This is a genomic window from Croceicoccus naphthovorans (assembly GCF_001028705.1).
GTDB lineage: Bacteria > Pseudomonadota > Alphaproteobacteria > Sphingomonadales > Sphingomonadaceae > Croceicoccus > Croceicoccus naphthovorans.
In genome coordinates, this window is the sequence record NZ_CP011770.1 from 1,988,036 (window position 1) to 2,008,901 (window position 20,866).

Genomic DNA, 20,866 nt, shown 5'->3' on the forward strand with positions numbered 1-20,866 from the left:
CTGAGTGGGCCTGAAATTGATTGCCGCCCCTCTAGCAATTGCACTATCCGGTGATAAACGGCGTTTTTGGCAAAGCATTATCACCGAGAGGCAATAATAAATGATCGGAGGCTGGGACGGGATCGAGGAGTTCGTCGCCGTCGCGCGGGCAGGTTCGTTCACCGCCGGGGCCAAGGCCTTCGGCGCTTCTGTCACGCATATGAGCCGCGCCGTCGCCCGGCTGGAGGCGCGGCTGGAGACGCAGCTGTTCAACCGCACGACCCGCTCGCTCTATCTTACCGACACGGGGCGCATTTTTCTCGACCAATGCCAGCGGCTGGTGGACGAGCGCGAGGAAGCCATCGCGGGCATCGCATCGCAGGGCGAGCCGCGCGGGGCCTTGCGGCTAACCTGCTCCTATGCCTTGGGCGAGCAATTCGTCGCGCCGCTGGTCCGCGAATTCGCGCAGGAGAACCCCGGCTTGTCGGTGACGCTCGACCTCGACAACGATGTCGTCGATATCGTCAGCCGGGGCTACGACCTTGCCGTTCGCACCGGCCACCTTGAAGATTCGCGCCTGATCGCTACCCGCGTCGCACAGCGCGAACTCGTCACCGTCGCTTCGCGCCACTACCTGTCCGAACATGGCGAACCGCGAGAGATCGCGGAACTGACCGCGCACGACTGCCTCGTCGGATCGGCCTCGCAATGGCATTTCCGCCGGGGCCAGACGTTCCGCCCGCATGGCCGTTGGCATTGCAACAGCGGGACCACGGTGGTCGAGGCCTGCCTTGCCGGAATGGGCGTGTGCCAGTTGCCCGCCTTCTACGTGCGCGAACACATCGCCGCCGGTCGCTTGCAGGAAGTGCTGGAGGACGAGCGGCCAGAGGACGAGCCGATCTGGGCGATCTATCCCACCCGCCGCCACCTTTCGCCCAAGATCAGCGGCATGGTCGCCCTGTTGCGCAGCGGGTTGCAGGCGCGGCTGGACGCGGCGAAGAGCCGCTACGCCTGAAGATCGCGCAGCCAGTACTGCATCGCCTTCTCGGTCTCACCCGCTTCGCGGTGATCCTTCCACGCCAGCCACGTGATCAGCCCCGGAACCGGCGCATAGCCCCGCCCTCGCCAGAACGCGTCGAGCGGGCGATAGCCCTCTGGCCGGTCGGGATGACCCTCAGGCCGGATTACGGCGGCAAAACAGGTCGTCTTCGCGCCCCATTCGCGCGCCCGTGCCTCGCGGTGGTCGAAGAAGGCATGGCCGATCCCCTGCCCGCGATATCCGGGCAGCAACACGCTTTCCCCGAAATAGAACATCGTCGCGGTATCCAGTCCGCGTTCCTCGAAAGGCCGCCGAAACTCCGCCTTTTGCGACGGCATCGGCGAAGCGGTCGCCGCGCCGACGATCCGGTCCCCATCGAACGCCGCGACCATGACCGACCCCGGCTCGGACACGAATTCGCGCAGGTACTCCGCCTCGTAAGCAGGGTCGCCGTCATAGAGATAGGGAAAGGCCGCGAACACCGCGATGCGCAGCGCGGCCAGATCGTCGGTCGCCGCCGCGATCTCCGGTCCCGTCAGTGCCCTTATCTCGACCATGTTCGCCCTTATGCCATTGCGCGCGACAGATAGGGCACGACGCGCCGTCGCCAAGATTTTATTTTCCTACACCCCGCCCGATCTGGCCTTGGCAGTTGCCCCCTATGCCTCAGGAGCCCGCCCCTATGCCCGTTCTCGATTCGCTGATCGTTCCCATCACCCGCATTATCGACAAGGTCATCCCCGACCGCGAAGCACGCGAAAAGGCCAAGCTGGAACTGCTGAAACTGCAAGGCTCGCAAGAGATGGAGATGGTGGAGGCCCGCCTGTCCGCCATCGTCGCCGAAGCCAATTCGAAAGACCCGTGGACCAGCCGCGCCCGTCCGGCATTTCTCTATGTGATGTATGCGCTGGTCCTGTTCGCGATCCCGATGGGCCTGATCGCGGCGTTCAATCCGCAGACCGCCGTCGCCATTGCCGATGGCATGACGCGCTATCTCAACGGCTTGCCCGAACCGCTCTACGCCCTCTTCGGCACCGGCTATCTCGGCTATACCGTCGCCCGCCAGTGGGGAAAGGTTAAGGGAGTGGATCGGTAAGCCTTCCCTACCTTGCGGGGCAAATTGCCCATGCGCCCCCTTGCGATTGGCTGCGGACACGCGTAGCGCCCAGCCAATCGCAAACCGCACAGACGGGGAAACATGGGCGACACCAAGCCTTCCGCAAGCGCCGGCGCACGCCGCTCCGGCATGAATGTTGACAGCACGCTCGTCCGCGAGCTTGCCGAATTGCTGGCCGAAACGGGTCTGACAGAGATCGAGGTCGAAGACGGCGATCGCAAGATCAAGGTCTCGCGCGCGGCTACCATGGCTGCCGCGCCGATCGCGATGCATGCGCCCGCCGCTCTGGCTGCGCCTGCCCCCCCGGCTGCGCCCGCCGCCGAAGCCGCGCCTGCCGCCGCTCCGGTCGATGCGGTGAAGTCGCCGATGGTCGGCACCGCATATCTCTCGCCCGAACCCGGCGCGGCCAACTTCGTCGAAGTCGGCAAGGCGGTGAAGGCGGGTGAGACGCTGCTGATCGTAGAGGCGATGAAGGTGATGAACGCCATCCCCGCGCCCAAGGCCGGCACGATCAGCAAGATCCTTGTCGGGAACGCCGAACCGGTCGAATTCGACCAGCCTCTCGTCGTCATCGACTAAGCAGGGGCGAAGACATGGCCATTACCCGGATCCTGATCGCCAACCGCGGCGAGATCGCGCTGCGCGTCCACCGCGCCGCGCACGAGATGGGGATCGAGACGGTCGCGGTTCACTCGACCGCGGATGCCGATGCAATGCACGTGCGCCTGGCCGATCAGGCCGTGTGCATCGGCCCGCCTGCGGCTGCCGACAGTTATCTCAACATGGCGGCGATCATCTCCGCCGCAGAGATCACCGGGGCAGACGCGGTGCATCCGGGCTATGGCTTCCTGTCGGAAAACGCCAAGTTCGCAGAAATCGTCGAGGCGCACGGGCTGAAATGGATCGGGCCGAAGCCTGAACATATCCGCACCATGGGCGACAAGATCGCGGCCAAGGAAACGGCGGGCGCACTGGGCCTGCCGCTGGTGCCGGGGTCCGACGGCGCGGTTTCCGAAGTGGAAGAAGCGCGCAAGATCGCGGCCGAGATCGGCTATCCGGTCATCATCAAGGCGGCCAGCGGCGGCGGTGGTCGCGGCATGAAGGTGTGCGAGGGCGAAGACACCCTCGAAACGCTGATGAAGCAGGCCGGAAGCGAAGCGAAAGCCGCGTTTGGCGATGCCACGGTCTATATCGAGAAATACCTCGGCAATCCGCGCCATATCGAATTTCAGGTGTTTGGCGACGGTGAAGGCAACGCGATCCATCTGGGTGAGCGCGACTGCTCGCTGCAGCGCCGCCACCAGAAGGTTCTGGAAGAAGCGCCCTCCCCCGTCATCGGCAATGCCGAGCGCGAGCGGATGGGCAGCATCTGCGCCAAGGCGATGGCCGAAATGGGCTATCGCGGTGCGGGGACGATCGAGTTCCTGTGGGAAAACGGAGAGTTCTACTTCATCGAGATGAACACCCGTTTGCAGGTGGAGCATCCGGTGACAGAGGCGATCACCGGCGTCGACCTTGTCCGTGAACAAATTCGGATCGCCGACGGCAAACCGCTCTCGGTGCGTCAGGAAGAACTGCACTTCACCGGCCACGCCATCGAGTGTCGGATCAATGCGGAAAACGCGTTCACCTTCGCGCCGAGCCCGGGCCTGGTGACAAGCTATCACGCGGCAGGCGGCATGCACGTGCGCGTCGATTCCGGCCTCTATGCCGGGTACCGCATCCCGCCGTACTACGATTCGATGATCGCCAAGCTGATCGTTTATGGCCGCACGCGCGAAGGCTGCATCATGCGGTTGAAGCGCGCGCTGGAAGAAATGGTTGTCGAAGGCGTTCAGACTTCGATCCCGCTGCATCAGGAACTGATCCGGCAGAACGACGTGCTGAACGGCGACTATTCGATCAAGTGGCTCGAGGAGTGGCTGGCCAAGCGCGAGGTCTGACCCGCGCTCAGCTTAGCACCGACGCTTCCGAAACGAGGATAATCTCGCACGCGCCCGCGCCCTGATCGGTGCGGGTGCGCGATGTTTTCCAGCGCCCGCCATCGGGCGCGAAAATATCGACCAGGTGCCCGCGCAGCCGCACGACATCGCCACGCCCGATCCCGTCGATCGCATCGGCAACGTCGTCGTTGGCGGGGACAAGGTGCCAGTTGGCGGAATGCTTGCCGAACCGCCGCACGCGCGGGTCCTGCCACGCCTCCGGCCCGGCGCGCCAGTAATAGAACCGGCCCGACTGGCGGATCGAAATACGCCCATGAACATCGGCCCGCGCGCCCTCTCCCCACGCCACGGCCAGATCGGTCGGCGCATATTCGGCGAAATCATCCGCGATCCAACCGTCGTAGTCTGCACGTGCCAGTACCAGCACATCGGCCTGAAACGTCGCCACCTTGCGGATACCGCGCACGTCGGTCGCCACCTCTGACATCATCGATTGCTGCGGCGTGCCGACATGGGGATCGCGCGACTCCGCGTTACAGGCGGCCAGCGTCAAGAACGACAGGAAAGCCAGTCGCCGCAAAGACACCATGTGTCACCCCAGGGGCACGCCCGGCAGGTTCTTGGCGTTGCGGATGACAAGACTGGTCTTCACGCTGGCGACATTTGGCGCGGGCGTCAGGTGGCTGGTCAGGAATTCCTGAAAGCTTTGCAGGTCCTTGCTCACGATTTTCAGGATAAAGTCGATCTCACCGTTCAGCATGTGACATTCGCGCACTTCCGGCAGGGTCGCGACATGCTCTTCGAAGGCGCGCAGCGATTCCTCGGCCTGGCTCTTCAGGCTGACCATGGCGAAGACGGTGATCGTAAATCCCAGCGTCGCGGGGTCGAGATCGGCGTGATAGCCACGGATCGCACCGCTTTCCTCCAGCGCGCGGACCCGTCGCAGGCACGGCGGCGCGGTCAGGCCGACGCGGCCCGCCAATTCGACATTCGTGATCCGCCCCTCTTCCTGCAATTCGGACAGAAGCCGGCGGTCTATCTCGTCAAATTCCATCGCATGCACCTTCAAGCAAAACGACCGGTCGCGCCCGCGAAGCACGATCAGCGAAACTAAACTGCCCCAGCGTAGTCTCGACAGGCATTTTAATGGCCGTGTCGAGCAATTTTGTAACTATGCCGACCACTGTCCCTTTTTGCAACGCGTTCCGCAGGGGCTTTGCGCAAACTTAACCCCGCGTTTACCGAAGCTGCGGGACGGAATCACGGCTGCAAGAGACCCCTTGATCGCGCGGCTGCCGTCCCAACCGGGGGTTTGATGACACTGGACGATCGCTTGCGTACTGTGCTCGAAGTCGCTGCCGACAGCGATGGTTCGGCGCGCGCGCAATATCGTCAACTGGTCGACTTGCTTGGCAGCGGCAAGACCGTTGCCGACGGCTCTCTGATCGCCGCCGCGTTCCTTCGGCTGGGCGCACTGGCGCGCCGCATCCCGGCCGGCGAACGCGCGGCGATCCTTGCCGATCCGGCCCTGCGCCTTCGCTCCCCACCGCTTGTGGCCCAACTGTGCGAGGGCGAGCAGCCAGTGGCCGACGCCGCCATCGATGCCGCCGATCTAGACGAAGACGGCTGGACGGTGCTGACCAGCGTGCTGGACGACAGGTTGCAGGCGCGTGTGCGCAATGCCCGGTTGAAGGGCCGTGCGCGCCAGGGAGAGAACAAGCCGCCACTCCTGATGCAGCGCACCGCGCACCGAAGCTCGATCCTCGACGACCTGACGCCAAGCGCGCCGATGCCCAGCCGCCTGCCCAAGGCCGAGCCTGCCCAACCGAAAACGCCAGAGTTGCACGACATTTCCGACATCGTCGCGCGCATCGAACGCTTTCGCCTGAAACGCCGCGAACAGGCAGTAGACGAGGCATTGGGCAAACCGCGCGAGGAAGAGCCACTGGAACTGACCGACGCGATCGAGCCGGAGGCCGCCGCTCCGCCGATCGCCGCGCGCGAAGTGGACTGCATGATTTCGCCAGAGGGCCGGATCAACTGGGCCGACCGCCTCGCCCCGATGCTATCGGGCCTGATCCTCTCGGCATCCGGCGACGCCGCCGCGCGTCTGGACGAGGCGACTGCCACGGCACTGCGCCGCCAACAGGCCGTGCGCGGCGGCAAGGTCACGATTGCCGCATCCCCGGTCATATCGGGCGAATGGCGGCTTGATGCCGCGCCCAATTTCGATCCGGTGGGCCGCTTCCTTGGCCACCATGCCCGTCTGACCCGCAGGCTGGACACAGAGACCGACGCACGCGGCACGCTGGTGCGACAGGCGCTGCATGAACTGCGCACGCCGATAAACGCGTTGCAGGGTTTTTCGGAGATCATTCAGCAGCAGCTGTTCGGCCCCGTTCCGCACCAATACCGCGCACTGGCCGCCGGGATCGCGGGCGAGACGGCTGCGCTGCTGGCCGGATTGGACGAGGTGGACCGGCTGGTCCGGCTGCGGCTGGGCAATCGCAAGTTGGCGGAGGGTGAGACCGCGCTTGGTCCCCTCGTTGCCTCGCTGGCCGAACAGGTCCGCCCAATGCTGGGATCGCGCGGCGCGCTTCTGGTCGGGCAGTGGGCCGATCCCGATGTCGTCGTCTCTGTCGCCCGCGCGGAACTGGAACGCAGCTTCTGGCGCGTCCTCGCCGTCGCGGCGGCGGCAGCTGGCGACGGAGATCGCGTGGCGATGGGCCTGACCGCGCAGGACGACCGCGCAACGCTGTCGATTTCGCTTCCCGCTGCGCTGGCGGCGATGGACGACGAAGCGCTCTACGGTGCCTCGGCCAAGGACGAACGGTCGCTGGCCGTCGGTCTGCTCGGTCGCGGCTTCGCCTTGCGGCTGGCGGCGGCAGAGGCCCGCGCGGCTGGCGGCTCGCTGGAACGGCAAGACGATGCGCTGATCTTTACGCTGCCCTGCCACAATGCAGAGGCCGAATCTCACAGCGAAGTAGCGGCCTGACACCTCCGATCCGCACAATCGCTTGCCATGCCGCCCAGCCTTGGCTAGGCGCGCTTGCCACGGGCCTGTAGCTCAGCGGTTAGAGCTGGCCGCTCATAACGGCTAGGTCGCGGGTTCGAATCCTGCCGGGCCCACCGTGATAGTTTTTCCGAACCTGAAATCAGGAACGGAACGAAAGGGTCGGGGAGTAGCGCAGCCCGGTAGCGCGCCTGCTTTGGGAGCAGGATGTCGCAGGTTCGAATCCTGTCTCCCCGACCAATTCTTTCAATGACTTAGTCGGCAAATAGCGCGCGGCTACGGGCCACGGGTAGGCATCAAGTGCGGTCTGCCAAGACCCACCACCTTGGTCTACGGCAGTCGCCTTGGGGCGTAGCCGATGTTCGCTTCGAAAAATCAGAAGCGGCCCGGCGATCGCTTACGCCTCGAAATGCCCGATGCGTCACCGATCTTTCAAAACCAGAACCGCACGCCGACAACGTAGTTCGTCACGCTCGGGTCTTCGCCCGCAATGCGGGCATAGTCCGCGCTTTGGTCCAATTTCCATTCCTGTTCGATGCCAACATAGGGAGCGAACTCGCGCGCAAATTCATAGCGCAGCCGCAATCCCAGTTCGATCGAATCGAGACCAGCCCCAATCCCCAGCTCCGGGACATCTTGCGCAGACAGGCTCAGTTCGGCGCGCGGCTGCAGGATGAGGCGCTGGGTGACGCGTTGGTCCAGCTCGGCCTCGATCCGCGCGGTCAGGTCGCCTTTGGTCGAGAGGAATGCAGCCGCGTCAACCTCGAACATGTAAGGCGCCAGACCCTGTACGCCGATGGCGGCATGCGTGCGCCTGGGGCCGGTCAAATCCTGCCGGACACCGGCCTGCAAGTCCCACCAAGGCCCGATCGCATGGCTCCACATGGCCTGGATTTCGGCGGACTCGGGGCTTTCGCCGAACGTGCCCTCGCCCTCGCTCTTGAACCAGAACTTGTCGAGGTCGCCGCCGTAATAGCCCTGTACGTCCCACAAGTAGCCATCGCCGCCTTCCCGCACGCGATATTCGGCGCGGTCGCCTTGGAACCAGAACACGGTCATCCCGCCATTCTCTTTACGCAGAGCGCTACGCGAGGCTCGCATGGCTTCGGCGCCCCAGATCGCGTCGGCGGCGCGTGGCGGTCCCGATCCCGCCGAAGCGGGAGGCGGACCTTGCGGAATTGGCGTCATGTCCATCGCGCCATGATCCATGGTACCGTGATCCTTGGTACGGTGATCCATGGACGCTTCTTCATGCGATTGCATACTTTCGTGGCCCATCGCGGAATGGTCCATGTCTTCCATGGCGGATTGGTCCATCCCGTGCATCTGGCCATGATCCATCGCCGAATGGTCCATCACGGAATGGTCCATGCCGGAGTGGTCCATGCCGGAATGGCCATCAGTCCGATCGGCGGGGACGGGTTCGGCCGGTTGCGCCGCCGGCGCGCAAGCCCCCTCGGCTACCGGATGGCCCATGGCACGATGACGCGCGGCCTCCGCCTCGCATTCGGTCTGGGCGGATGGTTGCGCGTCAGGCATTGCGTGGCCCGAATGATCCTGCGCGACAGCGGGGGTGGCAGTGCCCACAAGGAGCATGAAGGCGAGCCAGCGCATCAGTCTTCTCCCACCCGCTTGACATCGCCCTGATTGCCCCGTGGCGCGACAGTCACGATCTGAAACATGCCCGAATGCATGTGATAGAGCAGGTGACAGTGGAAGGCCCAGTCGCCCTCCTCATCGGCGGTAAGGTCGAACATGGCACTGCCGCCGGGCTGCACGATCACGGTATGCTTCTGCGGCTGCCGATCGGCGGGCGCGCCGTTGACCAATTCGAAAAAGTGCCCGTGCAAATGGATCGGGTGCGCCATCATCGTATCGTTGACCAGCTTCACGCGCACCCGCTCGTTGTAGGCGAAGCGGATCGGATCATCGCTTACGGCGGTAAACTTCTTGCCGTCGAACGACCACATATAGCGTTCCATGTTGCCGGTCAGATGGATTTCCATCTGCCGGGTCGGGCGGCGCAAATCGTCATTCGGTGCAAGCGCGACCAGATCTTTGTAGGTCAGGACCCTGTGAGCAACCTTGTCGAGGCCAAGTCCGGGATCCCCCATGCGATCGACCGGGTTCATCGATACCATGTCGATGCCGGGGCCGACCTTTACGTCCGGCGGTAGCAGGGACGTATCACGCATGTTCATGCCGCCCATGTCCATTCCGCCCGTCGTTTCAGAGGCCGCGCCATGCGAAGGCATGTCATGGCCCATGGCGGAATGATCCATCCCGGTCATGCCATCTCCCCCGTGGTTCATACCCATGTCGGCCATGGTCAGAAGCGGCGGATCGCGCAGCGCGGGAACCGCTGCACGCGCACCGGGTCGCGAAGCAAGTGTCGCCACCGCCATGCCGGACCGGTCCATGCTCTCGGCAACAATCGTCCGGGCTTCGCCGGTCGGCTCGACGACGATATCGTAGGTTTCCGCCGTGCCGATCTGAAATTCCTCGACTTCGACCGGGCGCACGTTCTGGCCGTCGGCGGCGACGACCCAGAACTTCGCTCCGGGAATGCGGACGTTGAAGAAGGTCATCCCGCTGCCGTTGATCACGCGCAGCCGCACTCGTTCGCCGGGATTGAACAGGAACTCCAAGCCCTCTTCCGGCCCCCGTCCGTTGGCAAGATAGGTGTATGTCGAACCGGTCACATCCAAGATGTCGGTGGCCATCATCCGCATGCGTGCCCACATGCGCCGATCCTCGCCCGACAACGGATAATCGTCGGTCCAGGTATTCTGCTGGCGATTGAAGTAGCCTTCGCCCTTCTTGAGCTTGTCCAAGATCGTGTGCGGATGGAGCGGGGTGAACTCGCTCAGCAGCAGGACGTAATCCCGATCAACCTGTACAGGATCGGTTCCTGCCGGTTCGACCACGATGGGCCCATAATGGCCCGCCTGCTCCTGCAGTCCCGAATGGCTATGCCACCAGTAAGTGCCGTGCTGGCGTAGCGCGGGAATGTCGTAGACGAAGGTCTCGCCCGGCTTGATCCCGGCGAAGCTAACGCCCGGAACGCCATCGAACTGGAATGGCAGCAGCAGCCCGTGCCAATGGATAGAGCTGTCTTCGTCAAGCGTGTTCGTGACCGCCAGACGAACCGGCTGACCTTCGCGCAAGCGCACGAGCGGCCCCGGCACGCTGCCGTTGACGGCAACCGCGTGCCCGCGGCGCCCCTGAACGACACGCGATCCTTCGCCGATTGTCAGCGCGATGTCGCGGCCAGAGACCTCGTCAAAGCCCGGTCGGATCGATTCGCTGTGCAGATCGGCGCCGCGAGCCCAGGCGGGCATGGCCATGGCGCCCGCACCAAGCGCCCCGGCTCCTAGCAATCGGCGACGTGAAACCAGCAATTCGGACATGGAACTTGAAACTCCTCTGCTCCTTGTCTTTAATACCCCCAAGGAGTATTGCAAGATACCCCTTGGGGTATTTTTTAGCAGACGGAGTTCCAAAGCGTGTCAGCAACCAATGGCCGCATCGTCAACCGCCTTCGCAGGATCGAGGGGCAGGTGCGCGGAGTAGCGCAGATGATCGAGAATGATCGTTACTGCATCGACGTGCTGAATCAGGTCCAGGCGATCAAGGCTGCTCTTGGCAGGGCGGAAAGCGAAATACTCAAACGCCATGCGGCCTGCTGCGTGGCAGAGGCCATCGCCAGCGGCGATGCCGAAGAGCAAAAACAGAAGTTTGGCGAACTGGTCGACCTGTTCGAGAAGGCCAAGCGCTGAAATCCATCCTGCACGCCGGCCAAAACGACTTGCGGAAGAATTGCTATACCGTGCGGAGGCGCGCCGCATTGCAGCAACGCCCTGCCCCGCGGCTCTGGACCTTTCGAGTGTTCGTCCCCAAGTAGCCGCGCGAACACACACAGGAGCGACCCGACGTGAACAAATTCCTTCCCGCCGTTGCCAGCATCGCGCTGGCCGCCTCGCTTGCCGCGTGCAGCGGTTCCGAAGAGCCTGCGGGCGAAGCCACCGCCGAACCCGTTGCCGAAGAGACCGCCAGCGAACTGGGCACCGCCGAACTGAAGGACGCCGAGGGCAATGTCGTCGGCGTGGCGATGGTCACGGGCACGGACGGTGCGTTGAACGTCAAGATCGACGTCGACGGCCTGCCCGCCGGAACGCACGGCGCGCACATCCACACCACCGGCGATTGCTCTGCAGCGGACTTCACCAGCGCCGGCGGCCACTGGAATCCCACCGAAGCCAACCACGGCACCGAAAGCGAAGCGCCCAACCCGCATGCGGGCGACACCGGCAATATCGAGATAGACGAGAATGGCGCGGGCACGCTGTCCAACACGTCGACCGGCACTTGGGCCGGGCTGTTCGACACCGACGGTTCCGCCTTCGTCATCCACGCCGACGCGGACGACATGAAGAGCCAGCCTTCGGGCAATGCAGGCGCGCGGATCGCCTGCGGGGTCTTCGTAAAGGGCTGATTCTTCGCCGGGGGGATTGCCCTCGAGCCCGAAAATTGCGCCGCCCGATCCTGTCCGGGGTCGGGCGGTTTGCTATTGGGTTGCCCGTTCGGCGCATAACCCCTATCTGCGCGGCAACTTTCCGACACAGACGAATCCTCGCCCCAAAGGACGATACATGGCCGCCCAGTACGCATACGTCATGAAGAACATGACGAAGACCTTCCCCGGCGCGAACAAGCCGGTGCTGAACAACATCAACCTGCAATTCTATCAGGGCGCGAAGATCGGCATCGTCGGCCCCAACGGCGCGGGTAAGTCCACGCTGATCAAGATCATGGCGGGAATCGACAAGGACATCACCGGCGAGGCTTGGGCCGGTGAGAACATCACCGTCGGATACCTTGAGCAGGAGCCGGAGCTGGACGAGAGCAAGACCGTCCTGGAAAACGTGAAGGACGGCGCGCGCGAGACCGCCGACATGGTCGAACGCTTCAACCAGATCGGCATGGAAATGGCCGAGGAAGACGCCGATTTCGACGCGCTGGGCGCGGAAATGGCTGAACTGCAGGACAAGATTGACGCGGTCGACGGCTGGACGCTGGACAACCAGCTGGAAATCGCGATGGAGGCCCTGCGCTGCCCGCCGGGCGACTGGCCGGTCACCGACTTGTCGGGCGGTGAAAAGCGCCGCGTGGCGCTCACCCGCCTGCTCATTCAAAAGCCCTCGATCCTGCTGCTGGACGAACCGACCAACCACCTTGACGCGGAATCCGTGCAGTGGCTTGAAAACCACCTGAAGGAATACGCGGGCGCGGTCCTGATGATCACCCACGATCGCTACTTCCTCGACAATGTCGTCGAATGGATTCTCGAACTCGATCGCGGGTCTTACTATCCCTACGAAGGCAACTACTCGACCTACCTCGAAAAGAAGGCCAAGCGGCTGGAGCAGGAAAACCGCGAGGAATCGGGCCGCCAGAAGGCGCTGTCCCGCGAGCTTGAATGGATCCGCCAGACGCCGGCCGCGCGCCAGACCAAGTCCAAGGCACGTATCCGCAAGTTCGAGGAACTGCAGGAGGCGCAGTCCGGCCGCAAGCCCGGCAAGGCGCAGATCGTCATCCAGGTCCCGGAACGCCTTGGCGGCAAGGTGATCGAGGCCAAGAACATCTCCAAGGCCTATGGCGACAAGCTGTTGTTCGAGGACCTGTCGTTCATGCTGCCCCCCGGCGGCATCGTCGGCGTCATCGGCCCGAACGGCGCGGGCAAGTCCACGCTGTTCAAGATCCTGACCGGCAAGGAAGAGCCCGACAGCGGCAAGGTCGAGATTGGTGAGACCGTGCACCTTGGCTATGTCGACCAGAGCCGCGACCACCTGAACCCCAAGCACAATGTCTGGGAAGAGATTTCCGACGGGCTCGACTACATGAAGGTCAACGGCCACGACGTGTCGACCCGTGCCTATGTCGGCGCGTTCAATTTCAAGGGCAGTGACCAGCAGAAGAACGTCGGCAAGCTTTCCGGCGGTGAACGCAACCGCGTCCACATGGCCAAGATGCTGAAAGAAGGTGGCAACGTCCTCCTGCTCGACGAACCGACCAACGACCTCGACGTGGAAACGCTGGGTGCGCTGGAAGAGGCGATCGAGAATTTCGCCGGTTGCGCCGTGGTCATCAGCCACGACCGCTTCTTCCTCGACCGTCTGGCAACCCACATTCTTGCGTTTGAGGGCAACAGCCACGTCGAATGGTTCGAAGGCAACTTCGAAGCTTACGAGGAAGACAAGCGCCGCCGCCTTGGCGATGCAGCCGACCGTCCGACGGCACTGGCCTACAAGAAACTGACACGATAACCGCAAATCATCGCCGTTCATGTAAACTATCCGAAACATGAACGGCGGTCTGCGGGCCGGTTCAGGACCGCGACAGACGGTTACTTCTAAATACTCTTCATGCGACCGACGACGCGCATCCGGTGCGTCATCCCTGTGGAGAGTATTCAATGTTTCGGATCACAAATTTGAAAGCGGCGACGGGGGCCTTGCTGGCCACGTCGATGCTCGCAGGTGCACCGGTTGCCCAAGCCGCCGACATCGCACCGCAAAGCAGCGTGCGCGCCGACGGGACCGCTCAATTGGCGGATCGTGGCGACCGTGAAAACCGTGGCAATCGCGGCACCCGAAGCCAGCGTTCGGAAAGCCGTTCCGACCGTGGCGACCGCATCCGCCCCACCCGCTCGGCCAATAACGACAGCCAACGTTCCAGCCGTTCCGACGAGAGGTCGGGCCGCGACTGGAACCGGTCTGACCGGCGCAGCGAAACCGCGCAGGCCCGCAACTATGGCCAACGTGGCGATGCACAGCGCAACGCGCAGCGTCAGCCCAGCGTGCGCGAAACGTGGGAGCGTGGCACGCGCGAGATAGAGCGCAACCGCACGTATTCCAGCAACGACCGCAATCGCACCTATTCCGGCCGCGACCGCAATGACGGTCCGCGCGACTGGAGCCGGGACCGCGACGGCTGGCGCGACCGCGACGGCAACCGCACCTCATACCGTGGCGACCGCGATCGTGATCGCGACTATCGCGGACGCGACGGCTATCGCGATCGGGATCGGGATGGCCACCGGTGGGATCGCCGCTGGCGCGACAATCACCGCTACGACTGGCACCGCTATCGCGCCAGCAACCGCAACCTCTATCGCGTGGGCCGGTATTACTCGCCCTATCGCAGCTACAACTATCGCCGGTTGAGCATCGGGTTCACGCTGGGCTCGCTGTTCTACAGCTCGCGGTACTGGATCAGCGATCCGTGGCGCTATCGCCTGCCCGAAGTCTACGGCCCCTACCGCTGGGTCCGCTATTACGACGACGTGCTGCTGGTCGATATGTACAGCGGCGAAGTGGTCGACGTGATCTACGACTTCTTCTGGTAAGGTCAGGGTCGCAGACCTTAGCCGGAAGAGACGGCCCCTCGGATTTCGATCCGTGGGGCCGTTTTCGTATCAGAGATGGGGCCGGTCAGCGCTTTCCAAGCCCCGGGATCATCCGGCCCAGCTCGCCATCCTTATCGATGAAGTGATGCTTCAATGCGCCAAGGATATGCAGCGCCACAAGGATCAGCATCGGCGTCCACAGCGCCTTGTGAATGCCGATCACCCACTTGCCCGCATCGGGATCGTTCGCCACGGGCAGCGCGGGCACCTGGAACAGCCCGAACATGTCTACCCCGTACCCGAAGGACGAACTGGCGATCCAGCCCAGCAAGGGAATCGCGATCAGCAGGATATAGAAAAGCGCATGCACGGTCTTGGCCAGCATGCGTTCCCACGTCGCCATGTCGGTGCGCAGCGCCGGGGGCGGGTTCACCAGACGCCAGACGATACGCAGCACGGTAAGAACCAGCACCGTGATGCCCAGCGCCTTGTGCGGGTTCATATAGGCAGCGGCGGCGGGCCCCTCCAGATGCTCTGCCGCTCCGGCCAGCCGCCAGTTGACGATAATCGCGATTGCGATCAGCCAGTGCAGGATTATCGCCACAGTAGAGTAGCGCGCCTACGAAGTGTTGATTGTTGCCATGTCGCTGTGCTTAGCCTTCGTCACGATGCCCCGGGCGAAATGATTAACCCGACTTTTCCATTCCACCAAACCGCACGATGAAAATGGCCAAGACCGGACGAACCGACAAACAGAACCAGCTGGAAATCGCCGCGATGAACACGGCGGTGCTGAACCGACTGCATGCCGACGATACGGTGCAGGTGCTTTGCGACGATGGGCTGCAATTGTTCGGCGTGCCCGAATTCTTTTCGCCAGAGGAATGTCAGCGCCTGATGGAGCGGATCGATTCGGTCGCCCGCCCTTCACCCACCTTCGATGTCGATTACGGCAAGGGCGCGCGCACCAGCTATTCGGGCGATCTCGACGCGGCCGATCCCTTCGTGCGGATGCTGCACCGACGGATGGACGACCTGATCGGGGTGGAGGAAAACTGGGGCGAGACGATGCAGGGCCAGCGCTATGCCGTGGGCCAGCAGTTCAAGGCGCATCACGACTGGTTCGACACCAGCCAGAAATACTGGACCGGCGAAGTCGCGATGGGCGGCCAGCGGGCGTGGACGCTGATGGTCTATCTGAACGATGTGGAGGCCGGCGGCGCGACCGAATTTCCCAAGGCACAGATCGCGGTACCGCCGCAGCAGGGGACGCTGATCGCGTGGAGCAATGCGAACGCCGACGGCAAGGTCAACATGGACACGCTGCACGCCGGAACGCCGGTGGTGGCGGGGACGAAATACGTGGTGACGCGCTGGTACCGCGCGCGGCCTTGGTACTAGGGCAACGCTAGCGGACGCTGTCTTCCAGCGCGTGCATATCCTCGTCGCTCAGCCCGAAGTGATGGCCTATTTCATGCACCACGACGTGGGTGATCAACGCCTCCAGTGTCACGCCCGTTTCGCACCATTCCGCCAATAGCGGCTGGCGATAGAGCGTGACGCGCGGCGGCATGCTGGCGCTGTCCCACACCGATTGTTCGGTCAGTGGCTGACCGTGGTAGAGGCCGGTCAGGTCCCACTCGTTCTCGATGCCCATCGCCGCCAGGGTTTCGGCATCGGCGAAGTCCTCCACCGCGATCACGATGTCCTCAAGATGCTGCGCAAAAGGCGTGGGCAGGCGCGTCAGCGCGGCGCGGGCCAGTCGTTCGAAATCCGCGATGCCGGGCGCGCCACCGATCGGCCCGGCGTTCATCGATCAGGCCTGCTTCGCTTCGGTGCGCATCAGCGCCTTGGCAATCAGGCGGCGGGTGTTTTTCACACCGTACAGCGCGATGAAACTGCCCATGCGCGGCCCCTGGCTCGATCCCAAAAGCGTTTCGTAAAGCGCCCGGAACCAGTCGCGCAGGCTGGCGAATTCGAACTCTTCACGCTTGCCGATTTCGTAGACCGCGGTCTGCAAGTCTTCTGCCGAGGTCTCTTCATCAAACCCGGAAAGCGCACCGTCGAGCGCGTTCAGCGCCCGCGCTTCGTTCGCGGCGGGCGGGCGCTTGACCAAAGTCGGCACCACGAAGTCGCGGTTATAGGCGACGGCCGCCGCGATCAGAGCGTCCAGTTCCGCACTATGCGTCCGCGTGCCGATATAGTTGTCGAGGTAGTCGGTAATGCTCTCCGCCGTCGCCTCGCTCCCCAGCACGCTGGCAAGGTTCAGCAGCAGTCCGAACGTCACCGGCAGGCTATCGCCCGCGCCCGGCACCTGCGCCCCGTCATGCCCGCCGTTCGCGCCCAGCAGGTGCCACACGGCATTGCCCAACTGCTGCTCCAGCGGCTGGCTCGGCAACTTCTCGCGGAACTGCCAGTACTCGTCGACCGCCTTGGGGATGATGCCGACGTGCAATTGCTTCGCGCTCTTCGGCTCGCGGAACAGGTAAAAGCCAAGGCTCTCCTCGCTGCCATAGGTCAGCCATTCCTCGATGGTCAGGCCATTGCCCTTGGACTTCGAAATCTTTTCGCCATTGGCGTCAAGGAACAGTTCGTAGATCATCCCCTCCGGCTTCCGCCCGCCGAGGATCTTGGCGATCTTGCCCGATTGCGTGACAGAGTCGGTCAGGTCCTTGCCGCACATCTCGTAATCGACGCCCAGCGCGACCCAGCGCATCGCCCAGTCGACCTTCCACTGCAACTTCGCCTGACCGCCCAGCACCGACTGTATGACTTGCGCGCCGTCGGCATCCTTGAAGCTGATCGTACCCGCTTCGGCATCCACAACCTCGACCGGCACCTGCAAAACCACGCCCGTCGTCGGGCTGACCGGCAGGACCGGCGAGTAGGTCGCGCGGCGTTCTTCGCGCAAGGTCGGCAGCATCACGCCCATGATCGCGTCGTAATGCCGCAGCACGTTCTTCAGCGCATCGTCGAACGCGCCCGAATTGTACCGGTCACTTGCCGCGACGAACTCGTAGTCGAAACCGAACCGGTCCAGAAAATCGCGCAGCATCGCGTTGTTGCGGCCCGCAAAGCTGTCGTCGCTGCCGAAGGGGTCGGGAATGCGGCTGAGCGGCTTGCCGAGATTCGCCTCCAGCACCTCCTTGTTCGGAACGTTGTCGGGCACTTTGCGCAGCCCGTCCATATCGTCCGAAAACGCCACCAACCGGGTCGGATGCCCACCCGTCAGCACTTCATAGGCGCGGCGAACCAGCGTGGTGCGCAGCACTTCCTGAAACGTGCCGATATGCGGCAACCCGCTGGGGCCATAGCCGGTTTCGAACAGCACCGGCACAAGGTTGCCCTCGGCATCGCGCTTGCCGCCCGGAAAGCGTTTGGCCAGCCGCTGCGCCTCTTGAAAGGGCCATGCTTTCGAGGTTGCGGCTGCCGCTTGCAGCTGGTCTTGGGTCACGCTGTTCATGGCTGCGTGCCTTGGCCTTCGCAGGCGCAATAGGCAAGAGGGTAGCGGGCCAAGACCCGTCCGGGCTGTCAATTTGCCGCCGATGGCTTACCTTGGTTTGCAACCGATAAAGCAAAGGGAATGTGCGAAATGATCAGGGCCCTTGGAATTGCCGTGACGGCGCTGCTGGCGGCGGGATGCGCGACGATGGAGGACGAACCGATGGCCACCCCGGTATGCCCCACCGAAACGCGCGGCTGGGCGGCGTGGATCAACGCGATGCCGGGGCCGGATGCCACGCCGACGCTGATCGTGACCGGAGAGGCTTTGATGCCCGAGGATGCAACCGCGACGCTGACCGCCGGGCCGACCGACCGGATGATGCCGCCGGGACAGCGCGTTACGCTGGCGGTAGAGCCTTCGGATCAGGCCGCGGGGTGGCAGTCGGTGCGGCTGGAAATCCGCCCTGCCCTGCCCGCCTACTCCAGCGTCATCGTCGGGTGCGACGGGCGGACGGTGGCGGCAATCAGCCCGGTTGAAACGGCCCAGTGAAGGGGCCGCAATGAAAAACGGGGCTTACGACGACGCGCTGGACGAACTGGCGCTCGAACTGGTCGGCATGGCGCGGTGGGCGCGGGCCAAGGGGGAGCGGATCGTCGTCGTGTTCGAGGGGCGCGATACCGCCGGCAAGGGCGGCGCGATCAAGGCTATTCACGGCCGCCTCGATCCGCGCCAGTGCCGCATCGCCGCCCTGCCCAAACCCAGCGAGGACGAGCGGACGCAGTGGTATTTCCAACGCTACACCTCTCACCTGCCCGCCGCCGGGGAGATCGTGCTGTTCGACCGCAGCTGGTACAACCGCGCCGGGGTCGAACGCGTGATGGGCTGGGCCAGCGAGCGCCAGGTCGCCGAATTCCTGCGGGCCGCACCGATATTCGAAAAGATGCTGGTCGACGATGGCATCCGGCTGTTCAAATACTGGCTCTCCGCCAGTCAGGAATCGCAGGAAGAGCGGTTTCGGGAGCGGCTGGACGATCCGCTGAAGCGCTGGAAACTGTCGCCCACCGATGTCGCGGCGCGGGCGAAATATGCCGACTATACCGCTGCGCGAGAGGCGATTTTCGCCGCGACGCATACGGCGTGGGCGCCGTGGACGGTGGTGAATTTCAACGACCAGAAGCGCGGGCGGCTGACGCTGATCCGGCATTTGCTGGACCGTTTGCCCGATACGCATGTGGAGCCGGAGCCGATCGACTGGCCCGATCTGGGCCACGATCCGCTGACCGAGGAATTTGGCGTGCTGAGCCCGATCCCGGATTTCCCGGACGGGGAATAATCGGAGGGATCAGTCCGCGAAGTCGCAGGCTATGCCGGTGGCGGTGGTTTTGCCGTCGCAGGTCGATCCGGCGGGCTGCACATTGGCCACCGGGCCACTGGCCTGATCGACCGTCCACGGGTTGCCTTCGGACATATAGACCGGCTCGTCACTGCCGCCGCCGCGCCAGCTGAGCGCGCCTGACGTGACCCCCTGATTTTCCTCCAATTTGGATTAGAGTCCGGCCCTTACAGAAGGACGGACGAGATGAAGAGAACGAGGTTTTCCGAAGAGCAGATCATCGGTGTGCTGAAGGAGGCTGAGGCGGGTGCGAAGACCGCTGACCTGGCCCGGCGACACGGAGTGTCGGAAGCGACGATCTACAACTGGAAGTCGAAGTATGGCGGGCTGGAGGTGTCCGATGCCCGCCGACTGAAGGAGCTCGAGAGCGAGAACGCGAAGCTGAAGCGGTTGCTCGCCGATGCCATGTTGGACCAGGCCGCGTTGAAGGATCTTCTGGCAAAAAAGTTCTGACGCCCGCCGCCAAGCGGGAAGCTGTCGCTCATCTCCAGGCCTGCCACGGGATGAGCGAGCGGCGGGCGTGCCGTGTCATCGATGCTGATCGCAAGAGCGTGCGTTACCGTTCCACCCGGGACGATGACGCCGATCTGCGTGAGAAGCTGCGCGAGCTGGCCAACCAGCGTCGGCGGTTCGGCTATCGCCGTCTGCACATCCTGCTGCGCCGGGAGGGGATCATGATCAACCGGAAGAAGACCCAGAGGCTCTACCGTGAGGAAGGGTTGGCGGTCAGACGACGACGCAGTCGCAGGCGTGCTGTGGGCACGAGAGCACCTGCTCCGGTGCTGGCGCTGCCGAACCAGCGCTGGAGCCTGGACTTTGTTCACGACCAGATGGCTTCGGGAAGACGATTCCGGGTGCTCAACGTGGTCGATGATGTGACGAGGGAGTGCCTGGCAGCGGTGCCGGATACGTCGATCTCCGGGCGCCGTGTCGTGCGCGAACTGACTGAGCTGATCGCGCAGCGTGGCAAGCCCGGCATGATCGTCAGCGACAATGGCACCGAGCTCACCAGCAATGCGGTGCTGGCATGGTGTGGGGAGATCGGTGTGGAGTGGCATTACATCGCACCGGGAAGGCCAATGCAAAACGCTTACGTCGAGAGCTTTAATGGCCGCATGCGGGACGAACTGCTCAATGAGACTTTGTTCCTCAGCATGGCTCACGCCCGCGTCGAGATCGCTGCCTGGGTGGAGGACTACAACCGGGAGAGGCCGCATTCTTCCCTCGACTACGACACCCCGGCGGCGTTCGCCGCCAAACTGGATAAGCAATGGCCAGCTTCGCTACGCCCTACGGGCTCCGCTACGCAGCCCATTGCTTCAACCGCGCTCATGCGCAACAACGCGGTCCGGCTCTAATCCCAGCTGGGGGAAAGCTGGGGGTCACGTCACATTCGATTGCCCTTGCGGGAGTTCCGGTCCGGTCGCCTTTACAATAGTAACGGCTAGCGCCAACGTTGCCAGCCAATTCAACATGATTGCCGTTGACGATTTCAGGCAAGATTTCAGTGAGTTCAAGCGGAAACATTT

Annotated in this window: 22 protein-coding genes and 2 tRNA genes; 15 read left to right on the top strand and 9 right to left on the bottom strand. The window is 63.7% G+C overall.

Translation table 11 applies throughout. From position 1 onward, the window contains the following. Positions 1-100: 100 nt before the first annotated feature. Positions 101-994 carry a LysR family transcriptional regulator gene (locus AB433_RS09990; protein WP_179944971.1) on the top strand — a complete coding sequence of 298 codons (894 nt, stop codon included), beginning with the start codon at positions 101-103 and terminating at the stop codon, positions 992-994. Here AB433_RS09990 and AB433_RS09995 read toward each other — a convergent pair. After that, positions 985-1,575 (bottom strand): GNAT family N-acetyltransferase, encoded by a 591-nt coding sequence (locus tag AB433_RS09995; protein WP_047820896.1) that lies wholly within the window; start codon positions 1,573-1,575, stop codon positions 985-987. The two genes, AB433_RS09990 and AB433_RS09995, sit on opposite strands and share 10 nt — an antisense overlap. Positions 1,576-1,700: 125 nt before the next feature. Here AB433_RS09995 and AB433_RS10000 point away from each other — a divergent pair, with 125 nt between their 5' ends. The 3 genes from AB433_RS10000 to accC all read left to right on the top strand — a co-directional run bounded on the left by AB433_RS10000 (position 1,701) and on the right by accC (position 4,078). Continuing rightward, entirely contained in the window at positions 1,701-2,114 is a 414-nt protein-coding gene (locus AB433_RS10000) for a holin family protein (protein WP_047820897.1), read from the top strand. Positions 2,115-2,264: 150 nt separating this feature from the next. Continuing rightward, positions 2,265-2,714 carry an acetyl-CoA carboxylase biotin carboxyl carrier protein gene (gene accB, locus AB433_RS10005; RefSeq protein ID WP_082135050.1) on the top strand — a complete coding sequence of 150 codons (450 nt, stop codon included), beginning with the start codon at positions 2,265-2,267 and terminating at the stop codon, positions 2,712-2,714. A gap of 14 nt (positions 2,715-2,728) precedes the next feature. Further along, on the top strand, positions 2,729-4,078 hold the full coding sequence (gene accC, locus AB433_RS10010) for an acetyl-CoA carboxylase biotin carboxylase subunit (protein WP_047820899.1): 1,350 nt from the start codon (positions 2,729-2,731) through the stop codon (positions 4,076-4,078). Between the two features lie 7 nt (positions 4,079-4,085). On the opposite strand, the gene AB433_RS10015 is transcribed toward accC, so the two are convergent. Beyond that, the gene (locus AB433_RS10015) at positions 4,086-4,658 is read right to left on the bottom strand and encodes a hypothetical protein (protein WP_156170778.1); all 573 of its coding nucleotides are present in this window, start codon (positions 4,656-4,658) and stop codon (positions 4,086-4,088) included. Positions 4,659-4,670: 12 nt separating this feature from the next. Then, complete coding sequence (locus AB433_RS10020; protein ID WP_047820900.1) at positions 4,671-5,132, bottom strand: Lrp/AsnC family transcriptional regulator; 462 nt, start codon at positions 5,130-5,132, stop codon at positions 4,671-4,673. Between the two features lie 261 nt (positions 5,133-5,393). Here AB433_RS10020 and AB433_RS19485 point away from each other — a divergent pair, with 261 nt between their 5' ends. The 3 genes from AB433_RS19485 to AB433_RS10035 all read left to right on the top strand — a co-directional run bounded on the left by AB433_RS19485 (position 5,394) and on the right by AB433_RS10035 (position 7,331). Next, positions 5,394-7,073 (top strand): sensor histidine kinase, encoded by a 1,680-nt coding sequence (locus AB433_RS19485; protein ID WP_053059104.1) that lies wholly within the window; start codon positions 5,394-5,396, stop codon positions 7,071-7,073. A gap of 61 nt (positions 7,074-7,134) precedes the next feature. Then, positions 7,135-7,207: transfer RNA gene (locus AB433_RS10030), tRNA-Ile, on the top strand. A gap of 47 nt (positions 7,208-7,254) precedes the next feature. After that, positions 7,255-7,331, top strand: a tRNA-Pro gene (locus AB433_RS10035). A gap of 192 nt (positions 7,332-7,523) precedes the next feature. Here AB433_RS10035 and AB433_RS20845 read toward each other — a convergent pair. Further along, on the bottom strand, positions 7,524-8,705 hold the full coding sequence (locus tag AB433_RS20845; RefSeq protein WP_047820901.1) for a copper resistance protein B: 1,182 nt from the start codon (positions 8,703-8,705) through the stop codon (positions 7,524-7,526). Continuing rightward, complete coding sequence (locus AB433_RS10045) at positions 8,705-10,501, bottom strand: copper resistance system multicopper oxidase (RefSeq protein WP_082134878.1); 1,797 nt, start codon at positions 10,499-10,501, stop codon at positions 8,705-8,707. The genes AB433_RS20845 and AB433_RS10045 overlap by 1 nt, the downstream gene beginning before the upstream one ends. 96 nt (positions 10,502-10,597) lie before the next feature. Here AB433_RS10045 and AB433_RS10050 point away from each other — a divergent pair, with 96 nt between their 5' ends. From AB433_RS10050 to AB433_RS19955, 4 genes are all read left to right on the top strand, one after another. Continuing rightward, a complete protein-coding gene (locus AB433_RS10050) occupies positions 10,598-10,870 on the top strand; it encodes a metal-sensitive transcriptional regulator (RefSeq protein WP_047820903.1) in 273 nt (90 codons plus the stop codon). Between the two features lie 155 nt (positions 10,871-11,025). Further along, positions 11,026-11,586, top strand: a complete 561-nt coding sequence (locus AB433_RS10055; RefSeq protein ID WP_047820904.1) for a superoxide dismutase family protein — start codon at positions 11,026-11,028, stop codon at positions 11,584-11,586. Between the two features lie 157 nt (positions 11,587-11,743). After that, positions 11,744-13,417, top strand: a complete 1,674-nt coding sequence (ettA, locus tag AB433_RS10060) for an energy-dependent translational throttle protein EttA (RefSeq protein WP_047820905.1) — start codon at positions 11,744-11,746, stop codon at positions 13,415-13,417. A gap of 203 nt (positions 13,418-13,620) precedes the next feature. After that, entirely contained in the window at positions 13,621-14,499 is an 879-nt protein-coding gene (locus tag AB433_RS19955; RefSeq protein WP_156170779.1) for an RcnB family protein, read from the top strand. 85 nt (positions 14,500-14,584) lie between these two features. Here AB433_RS19955 and AB433_RS10070 read toward each other — a convergent pair whose 3' ends face one another. Then, entirely contained in the window at positions 14,585-15,103 is a 519-nt protein-coding gene (locus tag AB433_RS10070) for a cytochrome b (protein WP_245626635.1), read from the bottom strand. Positions 15,104-15,219: 116 nt separating this feature from the next. On the opposite strand from AB433_RS10070, the gene AB433_RS10075 reads away from it, so the two are divergent. Then, a complete protein-coding gene (locus AB433_RS10075) occupies positions 15,220-15,900 on the top strand; it encodes a prolyl hydroxylase family protein (RefSeq protein WP_053059105.1) in 681 nt (226 codons plus the stop codon). A gap of 7 nt (positions 15,901-15,907) precedes the next feature. Here AB433_RS10075 and AB433_RS10080 read toward each other — a convergent pair whose 3' ends face one another. Beyond that, on the bottom strand, positions 15,908-16,312 hold the full coding sequence (locus tag AB433_RS10080) for a metallopeptidase family protein (RefSeq protein ID WP_047820907.1): 405 nt from the start codon (positions 16,310-16,312) through the stop codon (positions 15,908-15,910). A 3-nt stretch (positions 16,313-16,315) separates the two neighbouring features. Further along, positions 16,316-17,962 carry a lysine--tRNA ligase gene (locus AB433_RS10085; RefSeq protein WP_221403546.1) on the bottom strand — a complete coding sequence of 549 codons (1,647 nt, stop codon included), beginning with the start codon at positions 17,960-17,962 and terminating at the stop codon, positions 16,316-16,318. 129 nt (positions 17,963-18,091) lie between these two features. Here AB433_RS10085 and AB433_RS10090 point away from each other — a divergent pair, with 129 nt between their 5' ends. Both AB433_RS10090 and ppk2 read left to right on the top strand, forming a co-directional pair. Continuing rightward, entirely contained in the window at positions 18,092-18,493 is a 402-nt protein-coding gene (locus AB433_RS10090; RefSeq protein ID WP_156170780.1) for a hypothetical protein, read from the top strand. A 10-nt stretch (positions 18,494-18,503) separates the two neighbouring features. Next, positions 18,504-19,277: a polyphosphate kinase 2 gene (gene ppk2 / locus AB433_RS10095; protein WP_047820908.1), complete on the top strand. Its 774-nt coding sequence runs from the start codon at positions 18,504-18,506 to the stop codon at positions 19,275-19,277. A 9-nt stretch (positions 19,278-19,286) separates the two neighbouring features. On the opposite strand, the gene AB433_RS10100 is transcribed toward ppk2, so the two are convergent. Further along, positions 19,287-19,484 carry a hypothetical protein gene (locus AB433_RS10100; RefSeq protein ID WP_047820909.1) on the bottom strand — a complete coding sequence of 66 codons (198 nt, stop codon included), beginning with the start codon at positions 19,482-19,484 and terminating at the stop codon, positions 19,287-19,289. A gap of 39 nt (positions 19,485-19,523) precedes the next feature. On the opposite strand from AB433_RS10100, the gene AB433_RS10110 reads away from it, so the two are divergent. Next, a protein-coding gene (locus AB433_RS10110; protein WP_156170623.1) for an IS3 family transposase occupies positions 19,524-20,695 on the top strand; the annotation gives its coding sequence in 2 pieces (ribosomal slippage) (positions 19,524-19,776 and positions 19,776-20,695; 1,173 coding nt in all). Positions 20,696-20,866 lie beyond the last annotated feature (171 nt).

Bases quoted from the DNA above. Each gene is read 5' to 3' on its own strand.
- AB433_RS09990 (WP_179944971.1), top strand. From the start codon at position 101: ATGATCGGAGGCTGGGACGGGATCGAGGAGTTCGTCGCCGTCGCGCGG.
- AB433_RS09995 (WP_047820896.1), bottom strand. From the start codon at position 1,575: ATGGTCGAGATAAGGGCACTGACGGGACCGGAGATCGCGGCGGCGACC.
- AB433_RS10000 (WP_047820897.1), top strand. From the start codon at position 1,701: ATGCCCGTTCTCGATTCGCTGATCGTTCCCATCACCCGCATTATCGAC.
- accB (WP_082135050.1), top strand. From the start codon at position 2,265: ATGAATGTTGACAGCACGCTCGTCCGCGAGCTTGCCGAATTGCTGGCC.
- accC (WP_047820899.1), top strand. From the start codon at position 2,729: ATGGCCATTACCCGGATCCTGATCGCCAACCGCGGCGAGATCGCGCTG.
- AB433_RS10020 (WP_047820900.1), bottom strand. From the start codon at position 5,132: ATGGAATTTGACGAGATAGACCGCCGGCTTCTGTCCGAATTGCAGGAA.
- AB433_RS19485 (WP_053059104.1), top strand. From the start codon at position 5,394: ATGACACTGGACGATCGCTTGCGTACTGTGCTCGAAGTCGCTGCCGAC.
- AB433_RS20845 (WP_047820901.1), bottom strand. From the start codon at position 8,705: ATGCGCTGGCTCGCCTTCATGCTCCTTGTGGGCACTGCCACCCCCGCT.
- AB433_RS10045 (WP_082134878.1), bottom strand. From the start codon at position 10,501: ATGTCCGAATTGCTGGTTTCACGTCGCCGATTGCTAGGAGCCGGGGCG.
- ettA (WP_047820905.1), top strand. From the start codon at position 11,744: ATGGCCGCCCAGTACGCATACGTCATGAAGAACATGACGAAGACCTTC.
- AB433_RS19955 (WP_156170779.1), top strand. From the start codon at position 13,621: ATGCTCGCAGGTGCACCGGTTGCCCAAGCCGCCGACATCGCACCGCAA.
- AB433_RS10075 (WP_053059105.1), top strand. From the start codon at position 15,220: ATGAAAATGGCCAAGACCGGACGAACCGACAAACAGAACCAGCTGGAA.
- AB433_RS10080 (WP_047820907.1), bottom strand. From the start codon at position 16,312: ATGAACGCCGGGCCGATCGGTGGCGCGCCCGGCATCGCGGATTTCGAA.
- AB433_RS10085 (WP_221403546.1), bottom strand. From the start codon at position 17,962: ATGAACAGCGTGACCCAAGACCAGCTGCAAGCGGCAGCCGCAACCTCG.
- AB433_RS10090 (WP_156170780.1), top strand. From the start codon at position 18,092: ATGATCAGGGCCCTTGGAATTGCCGTGACGGCGCTGCTGGCGGCGGGA.
- ppk2 (WP_047820908.1), top strand. From the start codon at position 18,504: ATGAAAAACGGGGCTTACGACGACGCGCTGGACGAACTGGCGCTCGAA.